The 18,094-nt window shown below is 61.8% G+C and carries 18 protein-coding genes and 1 tRNA gene; 8 read left to right on the top strand and 11 right to left on the bottom strand.

The genetic code is table 11. The annotated features are described in order from the left end of the window. The first annotated feature begins 41 nt into the window (after positions 1–41). Positions 42–353 carry a DUF4148 domain-containing protein gene (locus tag G3N95_RS32340; protein ID WP_205974165.1) on the top strand — a complete coding sequence of 104 codons (312 nt, stop codon included), beginning with the start codon at positions 42–44 and terminating at the stop codon, positions 351–353. Positions 354–386: 33 nt separating this feature from the next. Here G3N95_RS32340 and G3N95_RS32345 read toward each other — a convergent pair whose 3' ends face one another. Continuing rightward, positions 387–1,715: a sorbosone dehydrogenase family protein gene (locus G3N95_RS32345; protein WP_205974166.1), complete on the bottom strand. Its 1,329-nt coding sequence runs from the start codon at positions 1,713–1,715 to the stop codon at positions 387–389. A 518-nt stretch (positions 1,716–2,233) separates the two neighbouring features. After that, positions 2,234–3,589, bottom strand: coding sequence for a TAXI family TRAP transporter solute-binding subunit (locus G3N95_RS32350; RefSeq protein ID WP_205974167.1), 1,356 nt, complete (start codon positions 3,587–3,589; stop codon positions 2,234–2,236). A 165-nt stretch (positions 3,590–3,754) separates the two neighbouring features. Between G3N95_RS32350 and G3N95_RS32355 the strand changes: the two genes are divergently transcribed. Further along, positions 3,755–3,831: transfer RNA gene (locus G3N95_RS32355), tRNA-Val, on the top strand. 197 nt (positions 3,832–4,028) lie between these two features. Here G3N95_RS32355 and cyoD read toward each other — a convergent pair. The 6 genes from cyoD to G3N95_RS32385 all read right to left on the bottom strand — a co-directional run bounded on the left by cyoD (position 4,029) and on the right by G3N95_RS32385 (position 8,830). After that, a complete protein-coding gene (gene cyoD, locus G3N95_RS32360) occupies positions 4,029–4,370 on the bottom strand; it encodes a cytochrome o ubiquinol oxidase subunit IV (protein WP_205974168.1) in 342 nt (113 codons plus the stop codon). After that, a complete protein-coding gene (gene cyoC / locus G3N95_RS32365) occupies positions 4,370–4,984 on the bottom strand; it encodes a cytochrome o ubiquinol oxidase subunit III (protein ID WP_205974169.1) in 615 nt (204 codons plus the stop codon). The genes cyoD and cyoC overlap by 1 nt, the downstream gene beginning before the upstream one ends. Further along, positions 4,984–6,996 (bottom strand): cytochrome o ubiquinol oxidase subunit I, encoded by a 2,013-nt coding sequence (gene cyoB, locus G3N95_RS32370; protein WP_205974170.1) that lies wholly within the window; start codon positions 6,994–6,996, stop codon positions 4,984–4,986. The genes cyoC and cyoB overlap by 1 nt, the downstream gene beginning before the upstream one ends. Before the next feature lie 3 nt (positions 6,997–6,999). Next, entirely contained in the window at positions 7,000–7,899 is a 900-nt protein-coding gene (cyoA, locus tag G3N95_RS32375; protein WP_205974171.1) for a ubiquinol oxidase subunit II, read from the bottom strand. 319 nt (positions 7,900–8,218) lie between these two features. After that, entirely contained in the window at positions 8,219–8,422 is a 204-nt protein-coding gene (locus G3N95_RS32380; protein ID WP_205974172.1) for a hypothetical protein, read from the bottom strand. 9 nt (positions 8,423–8,431) lie between these two features. Then, complete coding sequence (locus G3N95_RS32385; RefSeq protein WP_205974173.1) at positions 8,432–8,830, bottom strand: DUF3597 domain-containing protein; 399 nt, start codon at positions 8,828–8,830, stop codon at positions 8,432–8,434. 293 nt (positions 8,831–9,123) lie between these two features. Here G3N95_RS32385 and G3N95_RS32390 point away from each other — a divergent pair, with 293 nt between their 5' ends. The 3 genes from G3N95_RS32390 to G3N95_RS32400 all read left to right on the top strand — a co-directional run bounded on the left by G3N95_RS32390 (position 9,124) and on the right by G3N95_RS32400 (position 10,653). Next, positions 9,124–9,624 carry an OmpA family protein gene (locus G3N95_RS32390; RefSeq protein WP_205974174.1) on the top strand — a complete coding sequence of 167 codons (501 nt, stop codon included), beginning with the start codon at positions 9,124–9,126 and terminating at the stop codon, positions 9,622–9,624. A 139-nt stretch (positions 9,625–9,763) separates the two neighbouring features. Continuing rightward, complete coding sequence (locus tag G3N95_RS32395) at positions 9,764–10,324, top strand: septal ring lytic transglycosylase RlpA family protein (RefSeq protein WP_241019072.1); 561 nt, start codon at positions 9,764–9,766, stop codon at positions 10,322–10,324. After that, complete coding sequence (locus G3N95_RS32400) at positions 10,321–10,653, top strand: hypothetical protein (RefSeq protein ID WP_205974175.1); 333 nt, start codon at positions 10,321–10,323, stop codon at positions 10,651–10,653. The genes G3N95_RS32395 and G3N95_RS32400 overlap by 4 nt, the downstream gene beginning before the upstream one ends. 19 nt (positions 10,654–10,672) lie before the next feature. On the opposite strand, the gene G3N95_RS32405 is transcribed toward G3N95_RS32400, so the two are convergent. Next, a complete protein-coding gene (locus tag G3N95_RS32405; protein WP_205974176.1) occupies positions 10,673–11,872 on the bottom strand; it encodes a branched-chain amino acid ABC transporter substrate-binding protein in 1,200 nt (399 codons plus the stop codon). A gap of 276 nt (positions 11,873–12,148) precedes the next feature. Here G3N95_RS32405 and G3N95_RS32410 point away from each other — a divergent pair, with 276 nt between their 5' ends. Continuing rightward, on the top strand, positions 12,149–12,439 hold the full coding sequence (locus tag G3N95_RS32410) for a hypothetical protein (RefSeq protein ID WP_205974177.1): 291 nt from the start codon (positions 12,149–12,151) through the stop codon (positions 12,437–12,439). 73 nt (positions 12,440–12,512) lie between these two features. Here G3N95_RS32410 and ahpF read toward each other — a convergent pair whose 3' ends face one another. Together ahpF and ahpC are read right to left on the bottom strand one after the other, a co-directional pair. Continuing rightward, the gene (ahpF, locus tag G3N95_RS32415) at positions 12,513–14,105 is read right to left on the bottom strand and encodes an alkyl hydroperoxide reductase subunit F (protein WP_205974178.1); all 1,593 of its coding nucleotides are present in this window, start codon (positions 14,103–14,105) and stop codon (positions 12,513–12,515) included. 192 nt (positions 14,106–14,297) lie between these two features. Further along, the gene (gene ahpC, locus G3N95_RS32420) at positions 14,298–14,861 is read right to left on the bottom strand and encodes an alkyl hydroperoxide reductase subunit C (RefSeq protein WP_205974179.1); all 564 of its coding nucleotides are present in this window, start codon (positions 14,859–14,861) and stop codon (positions 14,298–14,300) included. Between the two features lie 245 nt (positions 14,862–15,106). On the opposite strand from ahpC, the gene G3N95_RS32425 reads away from it, so the two are divergent. Together G3N95_RS32425 and G3N95_RS32430 are read left to right on the top strand one after the other, a co-directional pair. After that, entirely contained in the window at positions 15,107–17,485 is a 2,379-nt protein-coding gene (locus tag G3N95_RS32425; RefSeq protein ID WP_205974180.1) for a DNA polymerase II, read from the top strand. A 45-nt stretch (positions 17,486–17,530) separates the two neighbouring features. Then, on the top strand, positions 17,531–17,908 hold the full coding sequence (locus tag G3N95_RS32430) for a hypothetical protein (RefSeq protein WP_205974181.1): 378 nt from the start codon (positions 17,531–17,533) through the stop codon (positions 17,906–17,908). Positions 17,909–18,094 lie beyond the last annotated feature (186 nt).

The raw sequence follows: 18,094 nt of genomic DNA on the forward strand, positions 1-18,094 counted from the left end.
ACAGGGCTGTTCGCAAAGTCAAAGCAAAGTTGGAGGTCATCATGAAGTCGCTCATCAACGCTGTTGCCATCGCTGCCGTGCTCGCTATCCCTGCTGTGTCGTTCGCCCAGTCGAACCAGCCCGTCACGCGCGCGCAGGTTCGCGCCGAGCTGGTTCAACTGGAACAGGCCGGCTACCGTCCGGGCGCAGGCACGGAAGCGCATTACCCGGAAGAACTGCAAGCCGCTCAAGCGCGCGTGAACGCGCAGAACGGCGCAGCGAGCGGCTACGGCGGCGTCGCCAACGGCGTGTCGCAGTCGGGCCGGCCGGGCGTATCGGCTGCGGACTGGAACGCGATGTACGGCCGTCCGTAAGTCCCGTCCGTCTCTTCTGCCCTTGATTCGCTGCTATTTCGCGCCCGCCGTCCCGATCGCGGGCGCGACTCGCCACACCGTGTTGCCGACATCGTCGGCGACCAGCAGCGCGCCGCGCGCATCCAGCGCGACGCCGACGGGCCGTCCGAGCGCGTGCCCGTCCGGCGTCAGAAAGCCGGTCAGAAAATCTTCCGGTCCGCCTGCCGGTTCGCCCTTCTCGAACGGCACGAAAATCACCTTGTACCCCGCATACGGCTTTCTGTTCCATGAGCCGTGTTGCCCAATGAATGCGCCGCCCCGATACCGATTCGGAAACAGCTTGCCGTCATAAAACGCCAGTCCCAGCGACGCGGTGTGATTGCCGAGCGCATAGTCGGGCGCGATGGCTCGCGCGACCATATCGGGGTTCTGCGGCTTCACGCGCGTGTCGACGTGTGCTCCGTAGTAGCTGAACGGAAAGCCGTAGAACGCGCCCTGCTTCACCGACGTCATGTAATCGGGTACGAGGTTGTTGCCGAGTTCGTCGCGTTCGTTGACGGCCGTCCACAGCGCACCCGTTTGAGGTTGCCACGCCATCCCGTTCGGATTGCGCAGCCCCGTTGCGAAGGGGCGCATCGTGCCGCTCGCGATATCGAATTCGAGAATGCGCGCGCGATCCGCTTCCGCATCGACGCCGTTTTCGGCGGCATTGCTGTTCGATCCGACCGTGATGTAGAGACGCTCGCCATCGCGGCTCGCGAGAATGTTCTTCGTCCAGTGATGGTTGATCGGGCCTGCGGGCAAATCGGCCACTTTCACGCCAGACGACGGGATGCGCGTTTCGCCGATGTCGTAATCGAAACGCAGCAGCGCATCCGTATCGGCGACGTATAGATGGTTGCCGATCAATGCCATGCCGAACGGCGAATGCAGATTGTCGATGAACACGTATTGCTCGTCGGCGATGCCGTCGCCATTGGTGTCGCGCAACAGCACGATCCTGTCGGGACTCGGCACGCCCGCACCCGCTCGCTTCTGGAACTGCTTCGTGATCCAGCCGACGAGGCCGCGTCCCGTGTCGTGCGGTTCCGGCGTGTTGGTCTCGGCGACCAGCACGTCGCCGTTCGGTAGCGTGTAGAGCCAGCGCGGATGCTCGAGATTCGCGGCGAACGGTGTGACCGTGAAACCGGGCGGCGCCGTCGGATGCGTTCCCGCCGCACGCGTTTCGACGGGCGCGACATGGACCGTCGGGATCAGCGACGTATCGGGCGCGGGCAGAGTCGGCGACGCGCCGAAGCTCGCTTCTTCCGGTGCCGTCGAAGGCGTGGCGCACGCGGCCAACGGAACGACCAGGATCGCGACGAGAGTGGGACGGACGCGCATGGAGCCTCCAGCGACGATGCAGTCGATGCAATTGATGCGAACAGCAACTGCTCAGCAAACGTCTTGCCCAGACACAGCTATCCACAGAAACTGTTGAGAGGTTTGTGGACAAGCTTGGGGTAGCCGGCGTAAGTCCTTGATGCGGCGGGGTTTGCGTGTTGCGGTGCAGAGTGCGTCACGGAGGCGGGTGTAGCGTGTTAAGGCCGCAGAATCGGCGCTCACGGAGCCCGCCGGATCGCCGCGTCGCGAGGCAAGCCGGCCCGACGCAACTTTTCCACAGATTTTGTTGGCAAGCCTGTGAGTATCCTGCGCAAGACTCACGCAAGTGCTTGATGCGACTCGGGTTGTTCGCGATGCATCGGCAATCCGTTCACATACCGCTCGATCCCTACAGCAATTCGTACCCGCTGTTATCCACAGTTTTCGTGGGTAACCCTGTGGACAACGCCCGGACTCGACGTCCATCTGCCTGACGCATCACGACTTTTCAGCGCTTCGCCATCGGGCAGCAGTTCACGCTATCCGTTCGTACGCGTGCGCTCGCGCACGCCCTCCAGCCGCTGTCGCACGAAGCGCACGTGCTCGCGCAACACGTAGAAGCCGTCGGCATAAGCCAGCGGCATCCGCAGCGTGTCCAGCGACGCCTCGATCCGGTCGAGTTCGGCTAGCAGCTCGCTGCGCTCTTCGGCCGACGAGTCGCGCATCGCGTCACGCTCGATGGCAATCAGCGAGCCGTAATACCGGTAGATCCGCGAACGCACCCGCCACGTGAACAGCGCAGGGATGAGCCGCAGCGCCGGAAACAGCAGCACAGCAATCGGCAACAGCAACACCAGCAGACGGTCGACCACGGTCGCGAGCCAGAACGGCAGCGTGCGGTACAGAAAGCTCTTGCCCGACTTGTAGTAGCGCATCGCGTCCTCGCTGATCCGGTACTCATGGACAACGGGATTCGGAAACTGCCCGGCTCTCTGCAGCAGGCCCGCCATGCCGTGCACTTCCTGCGCGGCTTCGATCAGCAGATCGGAAATCGCCGGATGCAGGCTGGTGCGCGCAACCAGTTCCGCCGTCGGGCTGATCAGGTGGATCGTCTCGGGCGGAATCCGGCGACGCAGGTCAAGCGCGCCGGGCGGCAAATCGAGTTCGTCGAGATAGGGAAAGACGCGCGTATAGGCCGTCGCTTCGTCGAAGTTCATCACCGAAACGCCGGGAATGCCGAGCAGCCGCAACATCAGCACGCGCGTCGCGGAGTCGCCGCTGAGCAGCGCCGCATCGACCTGATTGGAGACGAGCGCCTTGGCGGCGTCGAGCCCGTCGAGCGGCAACAGCGTCGTCTCGCCGCCCGGCCCGATGCCGTTCGCTTCGAGCAGCTTCAGCGACAGCATGCGCGTGCCGCTGCCCTCGCGCCCGATTGCGATCCGCTTGCCATCGAGATCGGATAGCTGCGTGATGCCGCTGCCGCGATAGAACACGACGAGCGGCACATAGGTCACGCTGCCCAGCGACATCAGCGAAGACGTATCCCGTCCGCCCGCGACGCCGCCCTGCACCAACGCGATATCGACTTTCTGCTTTGGATCGAGCAGCCGGTCGAGATTCTGCACCGAGCCGTCCGACACCAGCACCTTGAGCGTCACGCCGTTGCGCGCGAGGACCTTCCCGTACTCCTCGGCGATCTGCATGAACGAGCTGTCTTGCGGGCCGGCGCTGATCGTGATCGTGCGAGGCGGAGCGGGATCGACGAGCCACACGACCAGCCAGACGAGCACCGCGAACAGCACCACGAACGGCAAGGACGTCAATGCGAGATCGCGCCACACGGGATGCGTGTGATCGCGAAGAAAATGCGGAGAATGCGGACGAAGTCCTTTCATGATCCGGCTCGGCTCCCATGTGCGCCAGTCAATCGTAGCCGTCTCGCGCGCTTCTGGGGAGCGCCCGTGCGATCGGCGTGCTCGATGCAAATCGGCCGCCGACAACAAAATCACGCGAAGCACTTGCGCGATCGAAAGGGTGTCTCTATAATTCGCGCCTTCGCTAGGCTCGTAGCTCAGCTGGTTAGAGCACCACCTTGACATGGTGGGGGTCGTTGGTTCGAGTCCAATCGAGCCTACCAACGAACAAGCAGTACAAAAAGGCGGCAAGCATTTTTATGCTTGCCGCCTTTTTTTCGTTCCGGGTTTGCGCGCAAGCCGCACGCGGATAAACAACCGATACGCCAACAAAAAAGCCGAAAGACATATTTGTCCTTCGGCTTTCACTCAACAGGCGTCGCGCTCTAACGCGCGACGCCTGTATGCGTGTGCAATCAGCTCAGCGCGACATCATGTTCATACTGACGTTGTGCATGACCCACACCGTACCGAACACCAGGAACATCGCAGCCAGCACCGTATAAGCGAGCGCGAGCGTGTTCCAACGTTGGCCCGACGTCGATACGCTCATGTGCAGGAAGAACACCAGATGCACGACGATCTGCACGACGGCGAGCGCCGCCAGCACCATCGGAGCGGACGCGGCCGGCAGCCAGCCCTGTATCACGATGCCGAACGCCGCAGCCGTCAACACCACGGCCAGCACGAAGCCGACCACATAGCCGCCGATACCGCCGTGCCCTGCTTCGGCGTCGAGCGCATGGGAATTCGAGTGAGCCATCAGTACATGCTCCCGAGATAGACAAAAGTGAACACGCAAATCCACACGACATCGAGGAAGTGCCAGAAGAGGCTCAGGCACGTCAGACGCGTGATTTCGCGCTGCGTCAGTTGCGGCGCGCGCGCCACCTGCACGGCGAGCACGGCCATCCAGATCAGGCCCGTGGCTACGTGCAGACCATGCGTGCCGACCAGCACGAAGAACGACGACAGGAACGCGCTACGCGACGGACCCGCGCCTTCCGCGATCAGATGCGAAAACTCGCTCAATTCCAGCTTGAGAAACAAGGCGCCGAGCACGAACGTGACAGCCAGCCAGCCGAGCACGGCGCGCGGACTCTGACGACGTGCCGCGACCATCGCGAAACCGTACGTGATGCTGCTCAACAGCAGCGCTGCCGTTTCGACGGCGACGCCGGGGATGTCGAACAGATCCTTGCCCGTCGGACCGGCGTTGAACTGATGCGCCATCACGGCAAACACCGCGAACAGCGATGCGAACAACACGCAGTCGGTCATCAGATACAGCCAGAAGCCGAACACCGACTGCGATTCGCCATGATGACCGTGGCCGTCGACCTCGTTCAGGGTTGCGGCGTGGACTTTTTGCAGCATCACTCGACCTCCGCGAGCGCCGGAGCCATATCCGCGCGTTGCGGAAGCGGCGTGCGGCCTTTGTTTTCGATCGTCCGCACCACGTCGGACGGAATGTAATAGCCGTCATCGCGGCCAAAGCTGCGGCCGATCACGGTGGCAGCAATCGCCACCATCGACACGATCGCGAGCCACCAGATGTGCCATACGGCGGCGAAACCGAACGCGAGACTGAACACGCCGATAAAGAAGCCGGCGGACGTGTTCGACGGCATGTGGATGTCCTGATAGACAGCCTGAACGCCGAGACCCTTGCCCGTTTCCTTCATATGCGCGAAGGCATCCAGTTCTTCGACGACGGGAATCGTCGCGAAGTTATAGACGGGCGGCGGCGACGAGATCGACCATTCGAGCGTGCGTCCGCCCCAAGGATCGCCCGTGACATCGCGATACTCCGGCTTGTTGCGGTTGATGATGCTGACCGCGAACTGGGCCACCTGGCACACCACGCCGATGGCGATCAGTCCGGCGCCGCAGGCCGCGATGATCATGAGCGGCTGCCATGCGGGATTGTCGTAGTGATTCAGACGGCGCGTCGCGCCCATGAAGCCGAGCACGTAGAGCGGCGTGAACGCCACGAAAAAGCCGACGAACCAGAACCAGAACGCAGTCTTGCCGAGCCTGTCGTTCAGCTTGAAACCGAACACCTTCGGGAACCAGTAGCTGACGCCCGCCAGATAGCCGAACACCACGCCGCCGATGATCGTGTTGTGGAAGTGCGCGACCAGGAACAGCGAGTTATGCAGCACGAAGTCCGCGCCCGGAATCGCCAGCATCACGCCCGTCATACCGCCGATCGTGAACGTGACCATGAAGCCGATCGTCCACAACACAGGCGCCGTGATTTCGAGTCGGCCGCGATAAATCGTGAACAGCCAGTTGAAGATCTTCACGCCCGTCGGAATGGCGATGATCATGGTCGCGATGCCGAAGAACGCGTTGACGTCCGCGCCCGAGCCCATCGTGAAGAAGTGGTGTGCCCACACGAGGAACGCGAGCACCATGATCACGCACGATGCGTACACCATCGTCTTGTAGCCGAACAGCGGCTTCTTCGCGAACGTCGAGATTACTTCCGAGTAGATGCCGAACGCGGGCAGAACCAGGATGTAGACCTCGGGGTGGCCCCAGGCCCAGATCAGGTTCAGATACAGCATCGCGTTGCCGCCGGCTTCGTTCGTGAAGAAGTGCATGTCGGCATAGCGGTCGAGGCCCAGCAGCGCCAGCGCGATCGTCAGGATCGGGAACGTGGCCATGATCAGCACGTTCGAGCACAGCGCCGTCCACGTGAACACGGGCATCTTCATCAGCGACATACCGGGTGCGCGCATCTTGACGATCGTGACGAAGAAGTTGATCGCCGTGATCAGCGTGCCGACGCCGGACAGTTCCAGCGCCCAGATGTAGTAATCGACGCCCACGCCCGGACTGAACTGCAACTCGGACAGCGGCGGATACGCAAGCCAGCCGACCTGCGCGAACTCGCCGATCACCAGCGAAACGTTCATCAGGATCGCGCTGATCGCCGTCATCCAGAACGACAGCGAGTTCAGGAACGGGAACGCGACGTCGCGTGCGCCGATCTGCAGCGGCACGACGATATTGAACAGACCCACCATCAGCGCCATCGCCATGAAGAAGATCATGATGACGCCGTGCGCGGTGAAGATCTGGTCATAGTGATGCGGCGGCAGGTAACCCGTCGCGCCACCGCTCGCGAGCGCAAGTTGCAGGCGCATCATCACGGCGTCGGCGAAACCGCGCAGCAGCATCAGCACGGCGACGACGATATACATCACCCCGATTCGCTTGTGATCGACGCTCGTGAGCCATTCGGTCCACAGCCAGCGCCACTTGTGCGCGCGCGTGAGAAACACGGCGACGGCCAGCACGATCAGCCCCATGAGCGCGCCCGCACCCATGATGATCGGCTGATCGAACGGAATCGCCTCTAAAGTCAGATTGCCGAACATGCGTTACTCCTTCGAAGCGTTCGTGGCGCAATTGGCGTCACGGAAATCGACGACATGCCCACTGTTGTATTTCGCAATCACGTTGTGGAACAGCTTCGGATCCACCGACGAGAAATAGCGCACCGGGTTCTTCTCGCTCGGCTTCGCGACCGCGTAGTACCCGTCCATATCCAGCCGGTCCGACGACGCCTTGACCTTCTGCACCCAGCTGTTGAAATCGGCCTGGCTCACGGCGAGCGTGCGGAACTTCATGTCCGAGAAACCCTTGCCGCTGAAATTCGCCGACACACCCGCGTAGTCGCCGGCTTCATCGGCGACCAGGTGGACGCGCGTCTGCATGCCCGCCATCGCGTAGACCTGCGTGCCCAGCTGCGGGATGAAGAACGAATTCATCACCGAGTCGGACGTGATGTGGAAATTGACGGGCGTGCCGACGGGCATCGCCAGCTGGTTCACCGACGCAATGCCGAGATCGGGATAGATGAAGAGCCACTTCCAGTCGAGTGCGACGACTTCGACGTCGATAGGCTTCACGTTCGATTCGAGCGGCTTGTACGGATCGAGTTCGTGCGTGGTTCGCCACGTGAGAATGCCGAGGAACAGGATGATCAGCGCGGGGATCGTCCATACGACCACTTCGATCGCTGTGGAGTGCGCCCACTTCGGCGCATAGACCGCGCTTTTGTTCGACGCGCGATACCGCCACGCGAAGAGCAGCGTCAACAGAATGACGGGGATGACGACGATCAGCATCGTCCACGTTGCCGTCGCGATCAGCGATTTTTCGGCGACGCCGACACTGCCTTTCGGGTCGAGCACTTCAAGTTGACATCCCGCAAGACACGCCGTCAGACCGACGCTGACGGGTACGAGGCAACCTCTTAAGGTTTTTCTGGCTAACATGTTTGCCCAATGATCGATGAACCACGCTGAACACGTGTGGGGTTTGCAAGGCAAAAAGCACAAGGTCCTATGTGCCAGGCGATTCTAGGGACGCGCAGCGTTTGAAATCCTGACTTCAATCAAGAATGCCGACAGAAGGGCAGCCGGAAGGCGTGCGACGCGTTGTCACACGATGTCGGAATGCCGGAAGCGCCCTGTCATTTCAGGCCGAGCGGTCTGACAGAATTCTTCCGGCCTGCTGTCGATGTGAATCGCACGCGACAGCGATCTGATCTGATGGGCCGCCCGAACATCGTCGACGTCCAGGCGGCCGGGACTATCACGCCTGTCCGGACTCCGCGTTATCGGGTGCGTCGTCTTCCGTCTTGCGGCCAACGAGTTCTTCCAGCGCGCCCGCGCCCTTGAAACCCGCGACGGCCGCGACGCCCTTCGTCAACAGCGACGCGTTCGGGTCCGCCTTGTCCAGCGCTTCGACGGCGGCTGCTGCGCCGGCGATCTCGCCCAGTGTGTCGAGAATGCCCATCGCCGCTCCTTAGCTCGTGAGGTCGGAAGGCAGCTTGCCGCCGTTTGCCGCGAGCGCCGTCATCAGCTGCTTGTGCAGCCAGAGGTTCATCGACGCGGAATCGTTCGTGTCGCCGCCGTACTTCAACTCGCCTGCCAGCTGCTTGCGATGCTCGAGGCTGCTGTCCACGTCGAGCAGCTTCATCAGATCGACGATCGAGCGGCGCCAGTCGAGTTGCTGCGGATTCGACGCCGCCAGCTGGTCCATCACGGCCGCGACATCGACGTCCGCGAGCGCGGTCGAGACAGGCGCAACGGGCGCGTCTGCCGATGCGTCGGCGGGAGTGGGTGCCACGGGCTCGGCGGGCAGCGTCTCCGCCGGCTTCGCCTTGCCGAAGATCTTGCTGACGATGGTTCCAAAAATGCTCATGATTCGGATCCTTCTTTGATGGGATTGGAAAGAGACTGCGCAACGTCGCCCGCATTCCGGGTTTCACGAATCGCGGCGACGCTGCCTGCGAGTAACGCCAGCCGTTCCGAACCGTTGACCTTCGTGCGCGATTTGCCGCAACTTTCACGCTTGTTTGCACTCCGGCGCATCCTCGCGACACCTTCTCGTCAAAATTTGAAAAATTTTGCATGCCTGATCAAATTTCAACCTGGTTCAGCAAGAATCGTGGGGTGAAGCGGATTCTCCACTTTTCCAACAACGACATCACGACCATGAAAAAACTGTTCACCGCCGCAGCCTTCGCCGTCTCCCTGTCGATGCTCGCCGCGTGCTCCGGCCTGAATCGCAGCAACGAAGAAGCGCTGAACCAGCAAGCCGGCATCGAAGTCTCGCAGACCAAGGAAGGCGTGCAGGTTCGCCTGCCCGAAAAAGTCCTGTTCAACTTCAACGAGTCGAGCCTGCGCCCCGATGCCGCCACTGCACTCTCGCGCGTAGTCGTCGTGCTGAGCCGCACGCAGAAGCCGATGATCATTGAAGGCCATACGGACAACGTCGGCACGCGCGAATACAACCAGCACCTGTCCGAAGCGCGCGCGAAGTCGGTTGAAGACGAGCTCGAGCGGCGCGGCATCAGCGCGTCGCGTATGACGATCAAGGGCTACGCGTTCGATCGCCCCGTCGCGGATAACGACACGCCCGAAGGTCGCGCGCGCAATCGCCGCACGGAGATCGTCGTGATGGGCGAATCGCTCGAAGCGGTAATGGGCAAGTAAGGTCCGTCGCAATCACGCAAGCGCCTCAGCGTCATTCGGGCGCTTGCGTTGCGCCGGTCCGATTGTCGCGGACACGTAAAGATTTGTCAGAAAGCCGGTACCACTGCGAAAGGTCGTCAACCCAAAAATATTGAGACCGTTGGAACCCACTTCTCTTGCCGATTGGGGTTCTATCGTGTCGAGTCTGCGTATTGTTGGATTACTCGGAATATTCGGAATATTGGCTGGCTGCACGCAAATTCCGCCGGAACATCAGGCGTCGAATGCGATCGACGCAGTAGCGACACCAACGATGCTCATCGCCGTTGACGGCGCGTCGGGAAACGCGAGTCCGCAATCTGAAGCTATCGCGGCTCAGCCCCAAAGCGGCACGATTCAAACCGGCAACGCATCGTGGTATGCGCGCAAATTCCAAGGGCGTCGTACTGCAAGTGGTGAACGGTTCGACAACCGATCGTTGACAGCAGCACATCGCACGCTGCCGCTCGGCACGTACGTGCGCGTGACTTCGCTCGCTACGGCGAGATCGGTCGTGGTGCGCATCAACGATCGCGGGCCATTCGTCAGCGGACGCATCATCGATCTGTCTCTTGCAGCGGCTGACGAACTGGGCTTGACTCGAGCGCCATCGACACGAGTGCAGATTCAACGCGTCGAGAAGGTGGCGACGCGCGCGACGTCCAACGGGTCGGAATCTTGATCCGCGTCGTGATTGCTGCGTGCGTGATCACGCTTGGCACCTCCGGCGCTTTCGCCGCGCGTTCGAGCGACGAAACGCACACCGCCACACCGCGAGCAGATTACCAACCGAACGCGCGGCCGCTCCACGCTCCCAAAGCGCAAGTGAAGACCGCGCCGCCTCCACGCAAGCCTCGCCGCAAGAAGAAAGCGGTGCGCCATCCTGATGTCTTCTATCGCTGGTCAGCCGAACAGCTGATGTTCGGCGGCGTCAATCCGTCGCGAGTGGGAAAAGATACGGATGACATCACAGGAAGAACGGCAAGCAAGAGCGCGGCCTCTTCCAGATAGAGGCCGTGCAAAGCTCGGATCAGGTGGAAGCGTTGCCGTACTTCACGACATCGAGCAGCGTCTTCTTCTTGTCCTGATAGTGATACAGCGTGATCGCGCCTTCCTTCATGTCACCATGTGCGTCGAACGCGATATGTCCGATTACACCCTTGTAATCGGTATCGGGCAACGCGGCGAGCACCTTCGCGGCGTCCGTGCTGTCGGCCCGCCTCATCGCGTCGGCAATCACGTGAACCGCGTCGTAGGCGAACGGCGCATTGAACAGAATCGGACCATTGAAGCGAGCCTCGAAACGCTTCTGGAACTCAGCGCCCTTCGGCATGCGGGAAACAGCGAGACTCGCCTCGGAACACACGAGATTGTTCACGGAGTCGCCCGCAAGCTCGGCCACTTTCTCGGTGCACGCGCCATCGCCGCTCAGAACCTTCGCGTTCAAGCCAAGCGCGGCTGCTTGACGGATGAATGGCCCGACCGTCGAATCCATGCCGCCGAACATGATCACGTCGGGATGCGCACTCTTGATGGTGGTGAGAATGGCGCGGAAATCGGTGGCCTTGTCGGTCGTTGCCTCGCGCGCGACGATGCGCGCGCCGCCGGCTTGCGCTGCCTTCGCGAACTCGTCGGCGAGCCCCTTGCCGTAGGCCGTCGCATCGTCGACGACGGCAATCGACTTCGCGCCCAACGACCGGAGCGCATAGCCCCCGAGTGCGGGCCCCTGCTGCGCATCTGTCGCGACGACGCGGTACGCGCTCTTGTAGCCTTGCTTCGTATAGTCGGGATTGGTGGAAGAGGGTGAAATTTCCGCGATGTTCGCGTCGTTATAGATACGCGACGCGGGAATCGACACGCCCGAGTTCAGGTGGCCGATCACGGCAACCACATGCTCGTCGACGAACTTCTGCGCAATCTGCGTGCCCGTCTTCGGATCGGCCGCGTCGTCCTCGCCGTCCAGTTCGAGCCGCACCTTGTGCCCGCCGATCACCAGCCCCGTGCGGTTGATGTCTTCGACGGCAAGGCGCGCACCGTTCTCATTGTCCTTGCCCAAATGGCTGCTGCCGCCCGTCAGCGGCCCGACGTGTCCGATCTTCACCACTTCTTCGGCTGCACCGCCTTCACTTTGCGCTGCGTGCTGCGATGGTTGCTCTTTCCTGTCGCAACCCATCAGCGTCAGGCTGGTCAGCGAGATGCCGACCAGGGTCAGTCTTGCCAGATTATTCAACGGCGTCCTCCTCCATAAAGATGCTACGTTTCTTGATCGGTTTTTACGAATCATTCAATTCGCATTCCGAATCTATATCCAAAAAACGGTAGCACAGTGAGGTACTCATCGCTGTAAAGATTGGTCAAGCGATGGAATCGCCACACACCCGCTCTTCCTTGACAGAGTTTGACGCATCTTGCGCGCTATCCAATGGAAAATCGGGTACGCACGTCCGGCCTCTTCGTCCGGCACGGCGCGCATTGAATTCACCTATCAACCGGAATGAAAGCAACCATGAAAAAAACCTCTATCGCCCTGCTCGTTTCGCTGCTGGCGTTCGCGGGCGCAGCATCGGCGCAAGCCGACAACAACGGCATCGTGATGACGCACGATCGCGACGTCGCCTCGAAGATCGAACAGCATGCGCGTGACGTCCAGGCCCAGCCGGTCGTCCAGAACGACATGGATGCGCCTGTCGAAAAAGTCGAGCAGAAGCCGGCTCACCATCATCACCACGGCCACAGTCACAATCATCACCACACCGTGAAGTCGAAAGCCGCGCACGCCCACGTCGAAGCCGAATAAGCACGCAGCATCAACGAAAAACGGGCTAGCAGAAGCTAGCCCGTTTTTTTTGCAGCGAGGATCGCCCGGAAGATCAGGCCTCGGCCATCTCCGCCGCTTGCGCGTCCTCCGCGTCTTCGACGCTCGAACGGATCAGGTGATCGAACGCGGCCAGCGATGCCTTCGCGCCCTCGCCCACGGCGATCACGATCTGCTTGAACGGCACCGTCGTCACGTCGCCCGCCGCGAACACGCCCGGCACCGACGTCGCGCCCTTCGCGTCGACGACGATCTCGCCGTGCTTCGAGAGCTCGATCGTGCCCTTCAGCCATTCGGTGTTCGGCACGAGACCGATCTGCACGAACACGCCTTCGAGTTCGACATGCTTCGACTCACCCGACACGCGGTCCGTGTACGTCAGGCCGTTGACCTTCTTGCCGTCGCCCGTGATTTCCGTCGTCTGCGCCTGCGTGATGACGACAACGTTCGGCAGGCTGCGCAGCTTGCGCTGCAGCACTTCGTCGGCGCGCAGCGCGGCGCCGAATTCGATCAGCGTGACGTGATTCACGACACCCGCCAGATCGATTGCCGCCTCGACGCCCGAGTTGCCGCCGCCGACGACAGCGACGCGCTTGCCCTTGAAGAGCGGGCCGTCGCAGTGCGGGCAGTACGCGACACCGTGATTGCGGTACTCGCGCTCGCCCGGCACGTTGATCTCGCGCCAGCGCGCACCCGTTGCCAGCACGATCGTCTTCGCCTTCAGCACTGCGCCGCTCGCGAGGCGCACTTCGTTGATCTTGCCGGGAATCAGCGCTTCGGCGCGCTGCACGTCCATCACGTCGACTTCGTAGCTCTTCACGTGCTGCTCGAGTGCCGTGGCGAACTTCGGCCCTTCCGTTTCCTGCACGGAGACGAAGTTTTCGATCGCCAGCGTATCGAGCACCTGGCCGCCGAAGCGTTCTGCGACGACGCCCGTCGCAATGCCCTTGCGTGCCGCATAGATCGCAGCCGCGGCGCCAGCGGGGCCGCCGCCGACGATCAGCATATCGAACACCGGCTTCTTCTCCAGCTCCTTCGCGGCACGCGCGCCGGCATTGGTATCGAGCTTCGCGAGGATTTCCTTCACGCCGCTGCGGCCCTGGCCGAACACTTCGCCGTTCAGGAACATCGTCGGCACGGCCATGATCTGGCGCGCCTCGACTTCGTTCTGAAACAGCGCGCCGTCGATCGCCGTGTGGCGGATGCGCGGGTTGATCAGCGCCATGATATTGAGCGCCTGCACCACTTCCGGGCAGTTCTGGCACGACAGCGAGAAGTACGTCTCGAACGCAAAGTCGCCGTCGAGTTCGCGGATCTGCTGGATCACGGCGTCGTCGAGCTTGATCGGGTGACCGCCCGTCTGCAGCAGCGCGAGAACCAGCGACGTGAACTCATGCCCCATCGGAATGCCCGCGAAGCGGATGCCCGAGGCCTTGCCCGGCTCGCCGATCGAAAACGACGGCTTGCGTTCGTCGTCGCCACGGCGTTCGATCACATTCACACGCTCCGACAGCGACGCGATGTCGTTCAACAGCGCCAGCAGCTCTTGCGACTTCGCGCTGTCGTCGAGCGAAGCGACGATCTCGATAGGACGACTGACTTTCTCGAGGTAGGCTTTGAGTTGGGTCTTCAGATTCGCGTCGAGCATGATTTTTCGGGTCCGTGGCGAGATGGGATGAGGTATCGATGCGTGCCGCGCGCTGCGTCGAACGCGGGCAGTAAGACAGTTCGCAAGGCGAGACCTTGCGGACTGTCTCACGCGGCGCCGCTCGTGGCGGCGCCGCTTGGGAGACAGCAGTACGGCGGGTAAGCGCGTGTGGCTTCTAGCGAGCCGTGAAACTTAGATCTTGCCGATCAGGTCGAGCGACGGGCTCAGCGTTTCAGCGCCCGGCGTCCACTTGGCGGGGCAGACTTCACCCGGATGCGCCGCGACGTATTGCGCAGCCTGCACCTTGCGCAGCAGCTCGCCAGCGTCACGGCCGATGCCGTTGTCGTGGATTTCGCACAGCTTGATCTCGCCTTCCGGGTTGATCACGAACGTGCCGCGCAGCGCCAGGCCTTCTTCTTCGATCAGAACGTCGAAGTTGCGCGAGATCGCCAGCGTCGGGTCGGCAACCATCGGGTACTTGATCTTCTGGATCGTGTCCGACGTGTCGTGCCAAGCCTTGTGCGTGAAGTGCGTATCCGTCGACACGCTGTAGATTTCCACGCCGAGCTTCTTGAACTCGTCGTAACGGTCGGCCAGATCGCCCAGTTCCGTCGGGCACACGAACGTGAAGTCGGCCGGGTAGAACACGACGACGGACCACTTGCCCTTGAAGGTTTCGTCGGTGACGGTCACGAAATCGCCGTTGTGGAATGCGGTTGCCTTGAACGGTTTGACCTGGCTGTTGATGATCGGCATCTGATGCGTCCTCTTCGGTTAAGTGAGTTGGGTTGGTACTGCAATGAGGTGAAGTATGAAGGATATGCAGAATTTGCTAAATTTGATTGTTCCGATTTACCCAATTTAGTTTTCCTATCGCGGCACCCCTTCCTGGCACAAGCGATTGATTGGAAAGGAAAAAACAGTCGGCGCGCACCACGGCCGGGCGGGTAGAATGATCGAAAAAAATTTGTCGTCATGGGTTTTCAGCAAGGGTTTTCCGCTTGAATGAGCTTCAACAAGGGTTTCTTCTGACCCGCCATTGGCGCGATACGGCCGCCGGAACGGAGGTCGATTTCTGGCTCGCGACCGACGACGGTCCGCGCCACATCCGCCTGCGCCCGCAGCCGAACGTCGCGTTCGTCCCCGCCGCGCAGCGCCCGCGTGCGGAGGACGTGCTGCGCCAGGAGAAAAACACCCGCGGCGTCGAACTGCGCCCGCTCGACCTGATCGATTTCCAGCATCGGCCGGTGCTGGGGATGTATTGCCCCCAATATCGCCAGCTGACCGGGCTCGAAAAGCGGCTGAAGCAAGGCGGCGTCGACGTGTACGAAGCCGACGTTTTCCCGCCCGATCGCTACATGATGGAGCGCTTCATCACGGCGCCCGTGCTGTTCGGCGGCGAGGCGAATCCCGCCGGCGGTCCGCTGCTCAATGCCGACATGAAGCCCGCGACGGGCTACCGGCCGACGCTCAAGCTCGTGTCGCTCGATATCGAAACCAGCGCGCACGCGGAGCTGTACTCGATTGCGCTCGAAGGCTGCGGGCAGCGCCAGGTTTATATGCTCGGGCCGGAGAATGGCGACGCGTCAGACCTCGATTTCGCGCTCGAATACTGCGAGACCCGTGGGCAGTTGATCGAGCGGCTGATCGAATGGCTCGAACGGCACGATCCCGACGCGATCATCGGCTGGAATGTCGTGCAGTTCGACCTGAAGGTGCTGCATGAAACGGCGCAGAAGCATGGCGTGCCGCTGCGCATCGGGCGCGGCGGCGCGGTGATGGAATGGCGCGAGCACGGCCTGAAGCAGAATCACTTCTTCGCCGGCGCGGCCGGGCGGCTGATCATCGACGGCATCGAGGCGCTGCGCTCCGCTACGTGGAGCTTCCCGTCGTTCAGCCTTGAGTACGTGGCGCAGTCGGTGCTGGGCGAAGGCAAATCGATCGACAACCCGTATCAGCGGATGGACGAAATCCAGCGCCGCTTCGATGAGGACAAGCCCGCGCTCGCACGCTACAACCTGAAAGACTGCGAGCTGGTCACGCGCGTCTTCGAGAAGACGGACCTTCTGTCGTTCCTGCTCGAACGCGCGACCGTGACGGGCCTGCCCGCCGATCGCAGCGGCGGCTCGGTGGCCGCGTTCACGCATCTGTACATGCCGCGCATGCACCGGCTCGGCTTCGTGGCGCCGAATCTCGGCGACGTCGCGGGCGCGGCGAGCCCCGGCGGCTTCGTGATGGACTCGAAGCCCGGACTGTACGACTCCGTGCTCGTGCTGGACTACAAGAGCCTGTATCCGTCGATCATCCGCAGTTTCCTGATCGATCCCGTGGGCCTGATCGACGGCGTCCGTCATCCTGACGACGAGCATTCCGTACCCGGCTTTCTCGGCGCGCGTTTTTCGCGCACGCAGCACTGCTTGCCGTCGATCGTCGCGCAGGTGTGGGAAGGACGCGAAGCCGCGAAGCGCGAGCAGAACAAGCCGCTGTCACAGGCGCTGAAGATCATCATGAACGCGTTTTATGGCGTGCTCGGATCGACGGGCTGCCGCTTCTTCGATCCGCGGCTCGCGTCGTCGATCACGATGCGCGGTCACGAGATCATGCATCGCACGCGCGAGCTGATCGAGGCGAGCGGCTACACGGTGATTTACGGCGACACGGATTCGACCTTCGTGTGGCTCAAACACGCGCATGGCGAGCAGGACGCGGCGCGCATCGGACGGGAACTGGTCGGCGGAATCAATGCGTGGTGGCGCGAGCATCTGCGCGAACGCTTCGGCCTGGAGAGCGCGCTGGAGCTGCAATTCGAGCGCCACTACAAGCGCTTTTTCATGCCGACGGTGCGCGGCGCGGAAGAAGGCAGCAAGAAGCGCTACGCGGGCTTGACCGTGATGGCGGACGGCAGCGAAGAGGTCGTCTACAAAGGGCTGGAGACGGTGCGCACCGACTGGACGCCGCTCGCGCAACGCTTCCAGCAGGAGTTGTATCTGCGCATTTTCAAGCAGCAGCCGTATCGCGATTACGTGCGGGATTATGTGCGGCGCACGCTTGCGGGCGAGTTCGACGATCTGCTCGTGTACCGCAAGCGGCTGCGCCGGCCGCTCTCCGACTACGAGCGCAACGTGCCGCCGCACGTGCGCGCGGCGCGCACCGCCGACGAATTCAACCGCCGGCGCGGCCGGCCGTTGCAATACCAGAACGGTGGTTGGATCAGCTACCTGATGACGAGCGGCGGACCCGAACCGCTGGAAACGCTGCGCTCGGAAATCGATTACGAGCATTATCTGACCCGTCAGCTACAGCCCGTTGCCGACGCGATCTTGCCTTTGTTGAAGGATGATTTTTCGACACTGGCATCGGGGCAGGCGCAGTTGTTCTAGCGGCCACGACAAAGCTGCGTCACGCGCGATTCGAGCCGTGCCGTCATGAATCAGACGAGACTGATTGTGATGAAACGCCCATTCCAGAAAATATCGTTTTTATTGACACATTTTCTGGAAAGGCAAATGGCTATTTCATTCCGCACATGGCTAGAACAGCAGACCGGGCGAGACGGTTCACGCGGCCGGTTCGCGCGCGATGTCTGTGGGGACGCTAAGGCTCCCGATGGCTCATCGAAGCAAACATGGCTCGACCACCTTGCGCGGTGCAATGCCGGACCGGGTGCGACGGCTGCCTTTGAAGAGGCGTGGACCGAATTCAGCCAACTCGTCAAGACCGAAGGCGGTACCCACAAAATCATGCTGACCATCCGTATGCCGATCTGCGTCACGGATCTGTCGCAGCGATCGACCCAACATTAGCTGTTGTACGGGTTGCATGAAGCGGGTAAGGCGTAGACTGCGGGCGCGTACCCGTATGCGCATGCAGATTAAGGCTGCTCTACCAGCCAGCCGAGCAGCTTTCTTTACAGCCCGCCTCCGAGCGGGCTTTTTTTCGTCCGCCGGTTTCCAGTTTTTCTTCGCGGCAATCAGACAAGACCTATTTCG

The organism is Paraburkholderia sp. Tr-20389 (genome assembly GCF_017104565.1).
In the GTDB taxonomy this organism is placed as follows: Bacteria; Pseudomonadota; Gammaproteobacteria; order Burkholderiales; family Burkholderiaceae; genus Paraburkholderia.

What these genes read in the sequence shown, in the direction of transcription:
- G3N95_RS32410 (WP_205974177.1), top strand. Translation starts at nt 12,149, where the DNA reads ATGAAAAAAACCTCTATCGCCCTGCTCGTTTCGCTGCTGGCGTTCGCG.
- G3N95_RS32350 (WP_205974167.1), bottom strand. Translation starts at nt 3,589, where the DNA reads ATGAAAGGACTTCGTCCGCATTCTCCGCATTTTCTTCGCGATCACACG.
- G3N95_RS32380 (WP_205974172.1), bottom strand. Translation starts at nt 8,422, where the DNA reads ATGGGCATTCTCGACACACTGGGCGAGATCGCCGGCGCAGCAGCCGCC.
- G3N95_RS32430 (WP_205974181.1), top strand. Translation starts at nt 17,531, where the DNA reads ATGAATCAGACGAGACTGATTGTGATGAAACGCCCATTCCAGAAAATA.
- G3N95_RS32390 (WP_205974174.1), top strand. Translation starts at nt 9,124, where the DNA reads ATGAAAAAACTGTTCACCGCCGCAGCCTTCGCCGTCTCCCTGTCGATG.
- cyoC (WP_205974169.1), bottom strand. Translation starts at nt 4,984, where the DNA reads ATGCTGCAAAAAGTCCACGCCGCAACCCTGAACGAGGTCGACGGCCAC.
- G3N95_RS32340 (WP_205974165.1), top strand. Translation starts at nt 42, where the DNA reads ATGAAGTCGCTCATCAACGCTGTTGCCATCGCTGCCGTGCTCGCTATC.
- ahpC (WP_205974179.1), bottom strand. Translation starts at nt 14,861, where the DNA reads ATGCCGATCATCAACAGCCAGGTCAAACCGTTCAAGGCAACCGCATTC.
- G3N95_RS32385 (WP_205974173.1), bottom strand. Translation starts at nt 8,830, where the DNA reads ATGAGCATTTTTGGAACCATCGTCAGCAAGATCTTCGGCAAGGCGAAG.
- cyoA (WP_205974171.1), bottom strand. Translation starts at nt 7,899, where the DNA reads ATGTTAGCCAGAAAAACCTTAAGAGGTTGCCTCGTACCCGTCAGCGTC.
- ahpF (WP_205974178.1), bottom strand. Translation starts at nt 14,105, where the DNA reads ATGCTCGACGCGAATCTGAAGACCCAACTCAAAGCCTACCTCGAGAAA.
- cyoD (WP_205974168.1), bottom strand. Translation starts at nt 4,370, where the DNA reads ATGGCTCACTCGAATTCCCATGCGCTCGACGCCGAAGCAGGGCACGGC.
- G3N95_RS32345 (WP_205974166.1), bottom strand. Translation starts at nt 1,715, where the DNA reads ATGCGCGTCCGTCCCACTCTCGTCGCGATCCTGGTCGTTCCGTTGGCC.
- cyoB (WP_205974170.1), bottom strand. Translation starts at nt 6,996, where the DNA reads ATGTTCGGCAATCTGACTTTAGAGGCGATTCCGTTCGATCAGCCGATC.